Genomic DNA, 13,838 nt, shown 5'->3' on the forward strand with positions numbered 1-13,838 from the left:
ATCGTACGCGGATGCGCGCATAGCGCGCGTTTTCCGTGTTTACACCGAGCACTTCTCACCTCATCGCGACGGGTGATATGGACGAACCCACGGAGCCGGCGGCGTGCTACCGTGAAAGTAGTCTTAAAACAACAGGCGTTGATATACTACATACAGAATTATGGAAAAATGCGGCATTGCAGCATATGATTGAGAAATCCATTTTTCAATCGTCCGGAGTTACACGTGGAATTCGTGCCTCTCGCGCTGTTCGCCGTTGCTGTCGTTGGGTTGGGTTGTGCCGCCACCGTTCTGCTGACCGACTGGATTCCCGAATCGGTCGCGGCGCTTGCATCGCAACATGGCCGCTTCGTGGGTCTGAGCGAGCAGCGCGGCAAGGCAGCGGCGCCGAATCGCGCGTGTGTTCAAGCAGAGGCGATGAATGTCGTCAGAACTTCCAACTGAAACAGTGGCCACCCCGTTGACCCTGTCGTTGCAGCCTATTGGCGCGAGCGTGAGCTTGCGCGATCAGGCGTATGCGATGCTGCGTCAGGCAATCGCCGACGCGGATATCTACCAGAGTCGCGACGAAATCCGTCTCGACGAGCGCGTGCTCAGCGAATCGCTCGGCGTGAGCCGCACGCCGGTGCGCGAGGCGATGACGCTGCTGGAGCAGGAGGGTTTCCTGCGCATGGTGCCGCGGCGCGGCATCTACATCGTGCGCAAGAGCAAGCGCGAAATCGTCGAGATGATCCAGATGTGGGCGGCGCTCGAAAGCATGGCCGCGCGGCTCGCCACGCTGCACGCGACCGACGAGGAAATCGGCCGCTTGCGCCATATGTTCGACAATTTCCGCGATACGACGCCGGCCGAGCATATCGCCGAGTATTCGGACGCGAATATCGCGTTTCATCAGGCGATCGTCGAATTATCGAAGTCGCAGATCATCCTCGACACGATCAAGAACATCTTCATCCACGTGCGCGCGATCCGGCGCATGACCATCTCGCAGAGCGACCGGGCCGCGCGCTCGATCGTCGATCATCTGCGCATCATCGAGGCGCTCGAAAAGCGCGATACCGAACTCGCCGAGCGGCTCACGCGCCAGCATTCGCTCGATCTCGCGGCGTTCGTCGAAGCCAATTGCGATTTCCTCGATTGAGGGGGCCGTAGACGCCTGATCGCCTTGCCGTTTTCGGAAAGCCCGCGGTGTGCACGCACCGCGGGCTTTTTTGCGTGCCCGCACGCAAATGTGGCGTATCGCAGCCGCGACGGCGAGTGGCAGACAAAAGCGACGATCGCCGCACTACGGGATAAACCGCGCTTGACGGTCGGAGAAATATGGTATGTGATATATCAACAAACATCGCCGCTTCCGCGACTCAGTGTTTTCCCTTGAAACGATTCCCGCAATGCATGGAAATCCGGCGCAAAGCTGCGTCGGCCAAGCCTGAGCAACATAAACTTCGCGCCGTTTAACTGTCGAAATTGGCCTTGAATGAATGTGATATATCACATACCGTATGTTCGAAGCCGTGAGACGTCGGTGCAGCCGGACGTATTCCGAAGCGGACGCGTCCGTCGATATCCGTTGCACCCCTGACTGTTGAGGAGACGACCATGTCCGCAGTTTTTTCATCCCTGAGTCCGGCCACGGCCACCACGACCGCCGACGACACGCTGAAGCACAAGACCCGCGACGCGGGCGTCGTGTCAGGCGGCCATCTGGTCGCGAAGGCGCTGAAAAACGAGGGGGTCGACACGATCTTCACGCTGTGCGGCGGCCACATCATCGATATCTACGACGGCTGCGTCGACGAAGGCATCCGCATCATCGACGTGCGCCACGAGCAGGTCGCCGCGCATGCGGCCGACGGCTACGCACGCCAGACCGGCAAGCTCGGCTGCGTGGTGACGACCGCGGGTCCCGGGTGCACGAACGCGGTGACCGGCATCGCCACCGCGTTCCGCTCGGAAAGCCCGATCCTGCACATCGGCGGGCAGGGTGCGCTCACGCAGCACAAAATGGGCTCGCTGCAGGACCTGCCGCACGTCGACATCATGTCGCCGATCACGAAGTTCGCCGCGAGCGTGTCGAGCACCGAGCGCGTTGCGGACATGATTTCGATGGCCGCGCGCGAGTGCTTCAACGGCGCGCCCGGTCCCGCCTACCTGGAAATTCCGCGCGACGTGCTCGACCGCGAAGTCGACGCGGCGCGCGCGATCGTGCCGCAGCCGGGCCACTATCGCGCGTCGACGAAATCGATCGGCGATCCGCGCGACATCGAGAAATTCGCGGACCTACTCGTCGATGCAGAGCGCCCCGCGATCCTGTACGGTCAGCAGGTGTGGACCGCGCGCGGTCACGAGGAAGCGATCGCGCTGCTGCGCGGCGTCGAGATTCCCGGCTATTTCAACGGCGCGAGCCGCGGGCTGCTGCCGCCGGGCGATCCACATCACTTCGATCGCACGCGTTCGCAGGCGTTTGCGAATGCCGACGTGCTGATCGTGGTCGGCACGCCGTTCGATTTCCGCATGGGTTACGGCCGACGTATCAGCAAGGAATTGACGCTCGTCCAGATCGATATGGACTATCGGACGGTCGGCAAGAATCGCGATATCGACCTCGGTCTCGTCGGCGATCCGGGCGCGATCCTCGCCGCGGTGCTGCAGGCCGCGAGCGGTCGTATCAAGGACGACAAGCGTCAGGCGCGTCGCAAATGGATGGCGCAGTTGCGCGACGCCGAAGCGACCGCAACCGAAAAACTGATGCCGCTATTCCGCTCGAATAGCACGCCGATTCATCCCTATCGTGTCGCGTACGAACTCAACGAATTCCTGTCCGACGACACCGTCTATATCGGCGACGGCGGCGACGTCGTGACGATCTCCGCGCAAGCGGTGCGCCCGCGCCGCCCCGGTCAGTGGATGGACCCCGGCGCGCTCGGCTCGCTCGGCGTCGGCACCGGCTTCGCGCTCGCGGCGAAGCTCGCGCACCCGCACAAGGAAGTGCTCTGCTATTACGGCGACGGCTCGTTCGGCATGACCGCGTTCGACATGGAAACCGCGAACCGCTTCGGCGCACCGTATCTCGCGGTGATCGGCAACAACTCGGCGATGAACCAGATCCGCTACGGCCAGCTTGCCAAGTACGGTGAAGAACGCGGCAACGTCGGCAATCTGCTCGGCGACGTGCCGTTCAGCAAATTTGCCGAAATGCTCGGCGGCTATGGCGAGGAAGTGCGCGATCCCGCGCAGATCGCGAGTGCGCTACAGCGTGCGCGCGAAGCGATTCATCGCACCGGCCGCTCGGCGGTGGTCAACATCTGGGTCGACCCGCGTGAATACGCGCCGGGCACGAAGAACCAGACCATGTACAAATAACCCTCATCGTTCAGGAGATACGACATGGCCAAGGCACTCGACGGTGTGCGCATCCTCGATTTCACGCATGTGCAATCGGGGCCGACTTGCACGCAATTGCTCGCATGGTTCGGCGCGGACGTGATCAAGGTGGAACGGGCAGGCGCGGGCGACATCACGCGCGAGCAGCTGCGCGACATTCCCGACGTGGATAGCCTGTACTTCACGATGCTCAATCACAACAAGCGCTCGGTCACGATCGATACCAAGCACCCGGAGGGCAAGCAGGTGCTCGAAGCGTTGATCCAGAAATGCGATGTACTGGTCGAGAATTTCGCACCGGGCGCGCTCGACCGGATGGGGTTCGGCTGGGAGCGGATTCAGGAATTGAATCCGCGCATGATCGTCGCGTCGGTGAAGGGTTTCGGCCCGGGACCTTACGAGGACTGCAAAGTGTATGAAAACGTCGCGCAATGCGCGGGCGGCGCGGCGTCGACCACCGGCTTCGACGACGGGCCGCCGGTCGTGACCGGCGCTCAGATCGGCGATAGCGGCACCGGTCTGCATCTCGCGCTGGGTATCGTCACCGCGCTCTATCAACGCACGCATACCGGACGCGGCCAACGCGTGCTCGCGGCCATGCAGGACGGCGTGCTCAATCTGTGCCGGGTCAAGCTGCGCGATCAGCAGCGGCTCGAGCGTACCGGCGTGATGAAAGAGTATCCGCAATACCCGAACGGAACGTTCGGCGAGGCGGTGCCGCGCGCGGGCAATGCGTCGGGCGGTGGGCAGCCTGGCTGGATTCTGAAGTGCAAGGGGTGGGAGACGGACCCTAACGCCTATATCTACTTCATCACGCAGGCGCCCGTGTGGGCGAAGATCTGCAATGTGATCGGCAAGGAGGAATGGGCCACGGACCCCGACTATGCGACGGCGCCCGCGCGCCTACCGCGACTGAAGGAGATCTTCGCCGAGATCGAACGCTGGACGATGACGAAGAGCAAGTTCGAGGCGATGCAGATCCTGAATAAATACGACATTCCGTGCGGCCCGATCCTGTCGATGAAGGAAATTGCCGAGGAGCCCTCGCTGCGCAAGACCGGCACGATCGTCGAAGTCGATCATCCGAAGCGCGGCAAGTATCTGACAGTGGGCAATCCTATCAAGCTGTCCGACAGCCCGACCGACGTCAAACGCTCGCCGCTGCTTGGCGAACATACCGATGAAGTGATGGCGGATCTCGGTTATTCGGCCGAGCAGATCATGGCGCTGCGAACGGCTGGCGCGATCTAGGAGCGAGGCATGCAGACGTGGATGCGGTTCATGTCGGGCGACGGTGGCATCGTGTTCGGCTGTGTCGAAGGCGCCTATCTGCACGAGTACGAAAGTCTCGCGCAGCCGGTGCCGACCGGCGCGGTACTGTCGCTGCGCGCATTGACTCCACTGGCGCCGTGCGCGCCCGGCAAGATCGTCGCGCTGTGGAATAACTATCACGCGCTCGTGGCGAAGCTCGATAAGCCCGTGCCTACGCATCCGCTGTTTCTGCTGAAGCCGGCGGCGTCGGTGATCGGCTCGGGCGAGCCGATCCGCCGGCCGCGTCACTACGCGGGCAAGATCGTCTACGAAGGCGAGCTAGGCATCGTGATCGGCAAGCGTTGTCGCGATGTGGATGCGCAGCAGGCGGAGGCGGCGATCTTCGGCTATACGCTCGTCAACGACGTCACCGCCGCCGATCTGCTCAACGAGAATCCGCATTTTCCGCAGTGGTGTCGCGCGAAGGGTTTCGATACGTTCTGCTGCGTGGGTCCGGCCATCGTCACCGGTTTCGACTGGCGGGCCGCGCGCCTGCTGACGACGCTCGATGGTGTCGAGCGTCAGAACTATCCGCTCGCCGATATGGTCTTTTCCCCGGCCGAGCAGGTGAGTCTGATTTCGCAGGATCTGACGCTCGAACCCGGCGACGTGATCGCGTGTGGCACCTCGGTGGGCGTGGGGTCGATCAGGGACGGTGCAACGGTGTCGATCACGATCGATGGGATCGGCACGCTGACCAATACCTTGAGCGCGGCGCAGCGCGACGAGCCACAGCGATTGGGCGATACCGCGAACATAGTTTGACGAGGGCCGGGCCGCGCAGCCGTGCGGCTGTTGCCGTTACATCGCATCACGGAGGATCACCCATGCCGCAAGCTTGTGGGAGTGCCGTGTGGATGGACCTGATTGCCAATCGCGAAGACGGCGGGACGATGAACCCGCCGCCGGAGTCTTCTTCAATGCTTCTGTTCGCCAACTGCCACCGCGAATTCGATGTAGTACTGCGTCTTCCTGTGCAGAATCAGCTGCGCGAGAAAGTCGGCATCGTACGCGCGATGCAGGTGGCTGTGATAGCGCTCGATATAAGCGGTGATTCGCGCCAACTCGCCGTTGAACTCTTTCAGCATGTCGAGTGTCGCGCGGTCCCAGCGAAACCGCAGCCCAAGGTCGCTGAACGCGGCATTGTAGGCGCTCAGATGCGCATCGTCGGGATGGTCTTCGTGGTCCGCCGCCGCTGTACGAGCGTTGCGTGTACCGATACGGGATTCAACCGGAGCGTGGTTCATGATCGGCCTCCTCGGCTTGCAAGTGAAACAACTCCCTTGCAGCATAGAAGCCGCGATGGATTTGCAATAGTTAAAGTTTTATTGGCTTTCCATAGACTAAGGCTTATGCACGCTCAATTCCTTCACGCGCGTGATCTTTTCGATCAGATCCGCGCCTTCCTCCATCAGGAAGCGTTTGAAGGCGACGGCAACCGGCGGCAGACGTTTGTTCTTCCTATGCACGACGTACCAATTCAGCATGACCGGAAAGCTCTCGACGTCGAGCACGACCAGATGTCCCAATTGCAATTCGAGGCTGATCGTATGGGCAGACAGAAACGCGATGCCCATTCCGGCAATGACGGCCTGCTTGATGGTCTCGGTGCTCTTGATCTCCATGGCAATCTTCAGATTGGACAGACGGCCGGCGAAACCTTCTTCCATCGAATTCCACGTATCCGAGCCGCGTTCGCGCACGATGAACGCTTCGTTCGCGAGTTGACTGAAGCGGATATTGCGCTTGTGCGCAAGCGGATGGTTGGGCGCCGCGACGATCACGTAGGGATGCGGCGCGAACGGTTCATTGGTCGCGTCGGTTTCGTGCGGAGGACGCACCATGACCGCGAGGTCGGTCTGATTGGTCGCCAGTTGATGCAGCAATTCTTCGCGGTTGTGCACGGCGAGGTTCAGATCCACGCCCGAATAGCGACGCGTGAATTCGGCGAGAAGCCGCGGAAAGAAATAGTCGCCGGCGCTGATCACCGCGACATTCAGCTTGCCGCCGGAGACGCCCTTCAACTGACTCATCGCTTCGTCGACTTCATGGAACTGCTGCATGATCGCGCGGCTGTAGTGGAGCATTTCGGTGCCGGCCGGCGTCAGGTAGATCTTTTTGCCGAGTTGCTCGAACAGAGGCAGCCCCGCATGTTCCTCGAGTTGCCGGACCTGGGTGGAGACGGCCGGCTGAGTCAGATGCAATTCCTCGGCGGCGCGCGAAAAACTCAGATGGCGCGCCACCGTTTCAAAGACCTTCAGTTGCCGCAGAGTTGCATTGCGCATCGTCATGGTCGATGTATAAGGAAACGTGAATCAACATAATAACAAACTTTAATTATGAGTAATTCAGCAATGACCCTAGCATGAATCGTATAAGGAGCCGAATAGCCACTGCACCAATACGCGGGTTAACGCATAGATATGCGGTGTGGCGGACGAAACTAGTGGTGAATAAGCTGCAATGCTTACCGCGTGAAGCATAGTTCTGGTCGGAATAAAGCAAGAAGTTTATCGAAGGACGAATTCGGGGGCTCCGTGGAAACGCACCAGAAGCATCAAGTTCCATTTTCCCGAATGGCGAAGTTCTCGGGCCATAACGATAAGGCGGGACGCATCCAGCACGGCGCGTAAGCCGGCTGCACTAAATAAATAGTGGAGACAAGGCTCATGGACAATATCACCCAGCAATCGACGACCCGCAATTCCTGGCGCAACCGTTGGTGGCAACTCGTCATCGGCATGGTGTGTATGGCGCTGGTGGCGAATCTGCAATATGCGTGGACGTTATTCGTGGCCCCCATGCATGCGCGGCATCACTGGAGCGAGGCGTCGATCCAACTCGCGTTCTCGATCTTCATTCTGACGGAGACCTGGCTCGTGCCGTTCGAGGGCTGGCTCGTCGATCGATTCGGGCCGCGCCCGGTGGTGGCAGCCGGCGCCGTATGCGCGGGTTTGTCATGGATTCTCAATTCGCATGCGACGACGCTCGGCGTGTTGTACCTGGCCGCCGTGATCGGAGGGATAGGCGCGGGCGGCGTCTATGGAACGTGCGTCGGCAATGCGCTCAAATGGTTTCCCGATCGGCGCGGTCTCGCGGCGGGTTTGACGGCCGCGGGTTTTGGGGCCGGCGCGGCGCTCACGGTGATTCCGATTGCGAACATGATTACCCGCCGCGGCTATGAAGAGACGTTCCTGTTTTTCGGCATCCTGCAAGGCGTCAGCATCCTGCTGCTCGCGATGCTGTTGACGCGGCCGATCTTGCGGCAGCAGGGCGTACGCAAGAGCCGCTTCGCGGTATCGAAAGTCGATTTCACCGCGCGCCAGATGATCAGAACGCCGGTGTTCTGGGTGATCTATGCGTCGTTCGTCGCGGTTGCGGCGGGCGGTTTGATGGCGACCGCACAGATCGGCCCGATTGCGAAAGACTGGGGCATCGCGCGCATTCCGATGTCGTTCCTCGGCATGACGTTGCCGCTGCTGACCGTCACGCTGTCGATCGACAATATCTTCAACGGCTTGACGCGTCCGCTATGCGGCTTCATATCCGACAAGATCGGCCGTGAAAACACGATGTTCGTGATCTTCATCGGCGAAGGGCTCGCGTTGCTCGGCATGATGCAGTTCGGCAGCAATCCCTATGCGTTCATGGTCTTCGCCGCGCTGATCTTCCTGTTCTGGGGCGAGATCTTCTCGATCTTCCCCGCGATTTGCGCCGATACGTTCGGCAGCAAGTACGCGACCGCCAATGCCGGCACCTTGTACACCGCAAAGGGCACGGCTTCGTTGCTGGTGCCAATCGCGTCGGTGCTTGCGGCGACAGGCGGCTGGAGCCTTGTCTTCGTCGTCGCGGCCGTCGTCACGATCGCAGCCGGCGTTTCCGCGAAGTTCATACTCGAGCCGATGCGTGCGCGCTGGATCGAATCGCACAATCAACCTCAGGGCGCGCTGGCCGTCGCGGCTCCCGGCAATGGCAACGCGTCGCGAATGAGTCACTGGCCCGAACAGACCGGCGAATAACGTAACAAGCGTCGCGCGCCCGGAACCGATGTCATGAACGTTTCGCTGCAGCAGCTAAAGGTATTCGTCGCGGTCGCGCGCGAGCGCAGTTTCACGCGTGCGGCGCGCGAGTTCGATCTGACGCAGTCGGCCGTGAGCCGTTGCGTGCGTGAACTGGAAGATGCGGTCGAATTGAAACTGTTTGATCGCACGACACGCCATGTCGAGCTGACGAATGCGGGCGCGAGTCTCGAGAGAAGAATTGGCCGGCTGCTCGACGAAATCGAATTGACGCTGCTGGAGGAGCGCGCTGCTTACGACGGACACACGGGCGTCGTCGTATTCGCGAGTAGTCCGGTGTTGTCGTCCGGTTGGGTGCCGCGGGCTTTGGCGCAGTGTGCGTCGGTCTTGCCCGAGCTGATCGTGTCGGTCAGGGATCAACCTCAAAGCGGCGTGCTGGCCAGTGTCGAGCAGGGCGAAGTGGATTTCGGCGCGGTCTGCGTGACCGGGCCCGTTGATAGTCCTCTATTACATGCTCAGGTACTTTTCACTACGCCACTGCATGCGGTGCTTCCATCCATTCATCCGCTGGCGCGCCACGACAGCATTGGCTGGCATGCGTTGCGCGAATGTCCGCTGATAACGCTGAATGCCGATACGGGGGTGCGCGCCGCGCTCGGACCGGTACTCGCCGCGAACGAATTGAAACGCCGGCCGTTGCAGGAACTGGGACACATCGCGGCGGTAGAGCGCATGGTCGAATTGGGTCTTGGTGTCGGAATATTGCCTGTCGATCCGCATTGGTCTTCGCCGGGCGCTTCGTTGGTGAGTCGTCCGTTGGTACCCGAAACGACATTGACGACGGTACTCGTGCACCGCAGGAATCGCTCGCTTCGTCCCAATGCGGCTGCTGCGTGGGCGCAGTTCGTCGCGTCGACGACCGAGCATGCGCGGATCGCGGAAGCAGGGCCTATCGTTGGCGCGACCCACACTTTCAGGCCGTCCGTGGCGCGAAGCGTGTTGCAGGAACCCTAGACTACTCAAGGAGCTTCATGATGGAAATCCAGACCGACCTCGGGCAACATGACCTGCTGATCGACGGCAAGCGCGTGCCGCCAGGCACCGGCGAATATTCCGTCGATATCAATCCCGCGACCGAGGAGCCCATTGCACTGGTCGCGCAAGGCAGCGCCGCTGACGTCGATGCCGCGGTGCGCGCCGCGCGCGGCGCATTGAAAGTATGGAATTCGATTCGGGCCGCTGAACGCGGCCGCATCCTGCAACGGCTCGCGGGCCTGATGCGCGAGAACATGGAAGAACTCGCCGCGCTCGAAAGTGTCGACGGCGGCAAGCCGATTGCCGCGGTGATGCGTCAGGACGTGCCCGCCGCGATCGATACCGTCGAATACTACGCAGGATGGTGCGACAAGATCAACGGTCAGGTCGTGCCGACACGTCCCGATGCATTGACCTATACGTTGCGCGAACCGGTCGGCGTGGTCGCCGCAATCGTGCCCTGGAATTTTCCGCTGATGATCGGCATGTGGAAGATCGCGCCCGCGCTCGCATGCGGTTGCACGCTGATCGTCAAGCCTGCCGAGATCACGCCGCTCACCGCGTTGCGCATCGGCGAGCTGGCGCTCGAAGCGGGCGTGCCGCCGGGCGTACTCAATATCGTCACCGGCAAGGGCAGCGTGGTGGGCGACGCGCTGGTCACGCATCCCGGTATCGACAAGGTCACGTTCACCGGGTCGCCCTCGGTCGGACGAGGCATCCTGCAGGGCGCGGCGGGCAATTTCAAACGCGTGACGCTGGAGCTCGGCGGCAAGTCGGCCAACGTGATCTTCGCCGACGCGAATCTCGACAATGCGGTGCGAGCCGCGGCGTCCGGCGTGTTCTTCAATACGGGGCAAGTGTGCTCCGCTGGATCGCGGATACTCGCGCATCGTGACGTGTATGACGAAGTGGTCGAGCGTCTGGCCACGCGCGCGAAGTCGATCAAGGTTGGCGATCCGTCGCTGCGTGAAACGTCGATGGGACCGCTGATTTCCGCCGCGCAGATGAAGACCGTATTGAGTTATGTCGAGACGGGGCGCTCGGAAGGCGCGTCGCTCGTGACCGGCGGCGCGCGCGTCGGCAATCGCGGCTTTTTCGTCGAGCCGACCGTGTTCGCGAATGTCGAGCACGAGATGCGTATTTCGCAGGAAGAAATCTTCGGGCCGGTGGCGAGCGTGATCCGTTTCAACGACGAAGCGGACGCGATCCGAATCGCCAATGGCACTTCGTATAGTCTCGCGGCCGGTGTGTGGAGCGCGGACCTGAGCCGCGTGCATCGCGTGGCGCGCGACCTGAAGGCGGGCACGGTGTGGATCAACACCTACGGCTACACGGACGTGCGTTTGCCATGGGGTGGTGCTGGCGATTCGGGCTTTGGTCGCGAGCATGGCGACGTCGCGATCGAGAACTTTACGGAACCGAAGGCGGTGTGGGTGGCGATTGATCAGTAACGTCCAATGCGAAAAAGGATCGGATGCATGGCATCCGATCCTTTGGGTCGTGTTGCAACACGAAAAGGAATGATCGAGTATCGGTCAATTGCCCTGTAAAGCCATCTTCTCGCGCAGTTTGATTAGTGCGAGCACGACGTCGATGGTCGGCGTCGGTTCCGCAACGAGTCGGCCCATTTCCTGCACGACGGTCAACAGAGGATCGATTTCCATCGGCCGACGGTTCTCGAGATCGACGAGCGTCGATGTCTTGTGCGCACCGACCGCACCCGCGCCATCAATACGCCTTTCCACGTCGACGCGAAAGTGCACACCGAACTGATCCGCAATTCGCTTCGCCTCGAGCATCATCGTGCGAGAAACCGCGCGTGTGCCAGGGTCGCTCGTGAGGACATCGAGCGTTGCGTGCGTCAACGCGCTAATCGGGTTGAAGCACAGATTGCCCCATAGCTTGAGCCAGATCTCGTCGCGGATATTGTCGCGGATCGGTGCTTCGAATCCGGCCGCCTGCATGACCTCGTGCAATTGCTGAATGCGTGAAGTACGCTCGCCACTCGGTTCGCCAATGGGAAACTTCTTGCCGTACACGTGCTTGATGACTCCCGGTTCGACGATTTCCGCGGCCGGATAGAGTACGCAGCCGATTGCGCGCTCGGGTCCGAGCTTCGTCCATTGCGAACCGTCGGGGTCGACGCTCGCGAGGCGAGTGCCGGCAAAGCGTCCGCCATGTTGATAGAAGTACCAATACGGAATGCCGTTGACGCCGGTAACGATGGCCGTGTGCTTGCCGAGCAGCGGCTGCATCGTATCGACCACGCCAGGCAGCGAATGCGCCTTGAGCGTGACGATCACGAAGTCCTGGACGCCGAGTTCGCGCGGATCGGACGTGCAGCGCACCGGCGCGCTGAAGGTTTCGCCATCCATGATCAGGCGCGCGCCGTGTTCGCGCATGGCCGCCAGATGCGGACCGCGCGCGATGAAACTGACGTCCGCGCCGGCGCGCGCCAATTGCACGCCCATTAAACCGCCAATCGCTCCCGCTCCGAAGATGCAGATCTTCATGATGTCGCTCCGTGACGATGAAAAAGCCCTTTGCCCAATGCCGCATTGCAGTACTTGGCGGCCGGTCACGGTTCGAGCATAAGGTGGAGCGACGAATGCTGATAGTTAAAGTTTCTCCGTCGATGTATTCGCTATTCGTTATGAACAGGTCACGACGCGAATACTTCAGCTGCGCAAGAGCGGCGCTACCTTAGCCGCGCCGAACCAGCAGAAAGCTCACGCCGATCGCCGCCAGAAAGCCGCCGCAGCAGCGATTGAACCAGCGGCGGATCTTCGCGCGCATCAGCCATTTGCCGAGATACACGCCAGCCAACGAATACAGTGCAATCGCGACCCATTCGAGCAACAGAAAGCTCGCGCCGAGCACGGCGAATTGCGGCAGGATCGGCTGCGCGACGTCGACGAATTGCGGCAGGAACGCGGTGAAGACCAGAATCGCCTTCGGATTGCCCGCCGCCACGAAGAACTCGTGCCGTGCAATTCGCGAGAGCGCGGCCTGCTGGGGTTGCGACGTATCGATAGCGGGTGCGTCGCTGCGCCACAACTGGATGGCGAGCCAGATCAGATAAGCGGCGCCCGCGAGTTTGATCGCGAGAAAGATCCACTCGGACGCATGCAGCACGACGGCCAGACCGGTCGCGGCGAGCGTGAGCATCATCGCGAAGGCGAGCAGCCGGCCGGTGCCGCCGACGAATGCCTTCGTGAAGCCGTGACGCGCGGCCACGTTGATCGAAAGCAGGTTATTGGGCCCGGGTGCGAGATTGATCGCAAAGCAGGCGGGCAAAAAGAATAGCCAGGCGGTGACGGACATGACGGCTTGGATTCCGGGCGGAGGATCACGATGCATCGCGCGGAGGGTGCGCGCGATGCGTTACCCGGATTGTAGCGAAACCGCGCCGCGCGTCGGCTGGCCGCGTGTTCAGTTCACCGCCTTGATAAAGCCGGGTTCCCCGATCAATGCATCGACGCTGAGCTTGACCGTATCTTCGATCGCAATCGTATTGCTGGTGAATTTCGGTGATTTCTGCTTCACAGTGCGCGTGGTCGTGTACATGACTTTCTGGGTCGCCGCATCGATGACCACGTAGTGCATCTGCAGCGTCCACAGCGCCGGCGAGCGCGTGTCGTCCACCGTGAAAGTTTCGATACTGCCCTTGAGCACGCGTTTGTTGTCGTCGATACGAAAACCGGCCGCTCGCAGGCTATGCGCGACGCCATTGCGCACGACGAGGCTGATGTCGTCCTTCAGCACGAGCCCGGTCATCGCGGTATTTTCGATGCGGTTCGGCGAGATATGACCGTCGCGCGCGGGCAGATACGCGAAGTCGCGCGCGGGGGCGACGGTGAGCGATCCGGTGCCGTACATCTTCGCGTGCGTCGCGCTGGCGTTGCTGTTGAGGCCGAACCATGACCACGAGCACCCGGACAGCAGCATGGGCAGCAGTACAGCGCCGCAGCCCTTGAGCACGACGGCTCTCAACGGCGAACGCGCAGCAGTCATGCGTGAGAAAGTGGCGGTCGAAGTCAGAGGAGTTGCCTTTTAAGTGGAGTCATCCCGGTGGGAGAACAGCATGGT

General features: G+C 61.4%; 13 protein-coding genes. 8 read left to right on the plus strand and 5 right to left on the minus strand.

The features are described 5' to 3' along the window. The first annotated feature begins 225 nt into the window (after nt 1-225). From F6X42_RS26410 to F6X42_RS26430, 5 genes are all read left to right on the plus strand, one after another. Nucleotides 226-444, plus strand: coding sequence for a hypothetical protein (locus F6X42_RS26410; RefSeq protein ID WP_187637017.1), 219 nt, complete (start codon nt 226-228; stop codon nt 442-444). Continuing rightward, nucleotides 422-1,141 (plus strand): GntR family transcriptional regulator, encoded by a 720-nt coding sequence (locus tag F6X42_RS26415; RefSeq protein WP_187637018.1) that lies wholly within the window; start codon nt 422-424, stop codon nt 1,139-1,141. The genes F6X42_RS26410 and F6X42_RS26415 overlap by 23 nt, the downstream gene beginning before the upstream one ends. 458 nt (nt 1,142-1,599) lie before the next feature. Then, nucleotides 1,600-3,363 carry a thiamine pyrophosphate-binding protein gene (locus F6X42_RS26420; protein ID WP_187637019.1) on the plus strand — a complete coding sequence of 588 codons (1,764 nt, stop codon included), beginning with the start codon at nt 1,600-1,602 and terminating at the stop codon, nt 3,361-3,363. Nucleotides 3,364-3,387: 24 nt separating this feature from the next. Further along, nucleotides 3,388-4,635 carry a formyl-CoA transferase gene (frc, locus tag F6X42_RS26425; protein ID WP_187637020.1) on the plus strand — a complete coding sequence of 416 codons (1,248 nt, stop codon included), beginning with the start codon at nt 3,388-3,390 and terminating at the stop codon, nt 4,633-4,635. A gap of 9 nt (nt 4,636-4,644) precedes the next feature. Continuing rightward, nucleotides 4,645-5,460 (plus strand): fumarylacetoacetate hydrolase family protein, encoded by an 816-nt coding sequence (locus tag F6X42_RS26430; protein ID WP_187637021.1) that lies wholly within the window; start codon nt 4,645-4,647, stop codon nt 5,458-5,460. A 152-nt stretch (nt 5,461-5,612) separates the two neighbouring features. On the opposite strand, the gene F6X42_RS26435 is transcribed toward F6X42_RS26430, so the two are convergent. Both F6X42_RS26435 and F6X42_RS26440 read right to left on the minus strand, forming a co-directional pair. Continuing rightward, nucleotides 5,613-5,942: an HAD family hydrolase gene (locus F6X42_RS26435; protein WP_187637022.1), complete on the minus strand. Its 330-nt coding sequence runs from the start codon at nt 5,940-5,942 to the stop codon at nt 5,613-5,615. 96 nt (nt 5,943-6,038) lie between these two features. Then, nucleotides 6,039-6,986 carry a LysR family transcriptional regulator gene (locus F6X42_RS26440; RefSeq protein WP_187637023.1) on the minus strand — a complete coding sequence of 316 codons (948 nt, stop codon included), beginning with the start codon at nt 6,984-6,986 and terminating at the stop codon, nt 6,039-6,041. Nucleotides 6,987-7,364: 378 nt separating this feature from the next. Between F6X42_RS26440 and oxlT the strand changes: the two genes are divergently transcribed. Genes oxlT through F6X42_RS26455 form a run of 3 tightly spaced genes read left to right on the plus strand, consistent with a single transcriptional unit; the run spans nt 7,365 to nt 11,200 of the window. Continuing rightward, complete coding sequence (gene oxlT / locus F6X42_RS26445; protein ID WP_187637024.1) at nt 7,365-8,714, plus strand: oxalate/formate MFS antiporter; 1,350 nt, start codon at nt 7,365-7,367, stop codon at nt 8,712-8,714. A gap of 33 nt (nt 8,715-8,747) precedes the next feature. Then, a complete protein-coding gene (locus tag F6X42_RS26450) occupies nt 8,748-9,728 on the plus strand; it encodes a LysR family transcriptional regulator (protein WP_187637025.1) in 981 nt (326 codons plus the stop codon). Between the two features lie 20 nt (nt 9,729-9,748). Continuing rightward, entirely contained in the window at nt 9,749-11,200 is a 1,452-nt protein-coding gene (locus F6X42_RS26455; RefSeq protein ID WP_187637026.1) for an aldehyde dehydrogenase family protein, read from the plus strand. An 84-nt stretch (nt 11,201-11,284) separates the two neighbouring features. On the opposite strand, the gene F6X42_RS26460 is transcribed toward F6X42_RS26455, so the two are convergent. The 3 genes from F6X42_RS26460 to F6X42_RS26470 form a co-directional block, all read right to left on the minus strand. After that, entirely contained in the window at nt 11,285-12,262 is a 978-nt protein-coding gene (locus F6X42_RS26460) for a 2-dehydropantoate 2-reductase (protein ID WP_187637027.1), read from the minus strand. Between the two features lie 190 nt (nt 12,263-12,452). Beyond that, a complete protein-coding gene (locus F6X42_RS26465; RefSeq protein WP_187637028.1) occupies nt 12,453-13,073 on the minus strand; it encodes a LysE family translocator in 621 nt (206 codons plus the stop codon). A 108-nt stretch (nt 13,074-13,181) separates the two neighbouring features. Beyond that, nucleotides 13,182-13,763 carry a hypothetical protein gene (locus tag F6X42_RS26470; protein ID WP_187637029.1) on the minus strand — a complete coding sequence of 194 codons (582 nt, stop codon included), beginning with the start codon at nt 13,761-13,763 and terminating at the stop codon, nt 13,182-13,184. Nucleotides 13,764-13,838: the final 75 nt, after the last annotated feature.

The sequence above is a fragment of the Paraburkholderia podalyriae genome (assembly GCF_014397785.1).
GTDB lineage: Bacteria > Pseudomonadota > Gammaproteobacteria > Burkholderiales > Burkholderiaceae > Paraburkholderia > Paraburkholderia podalyriae.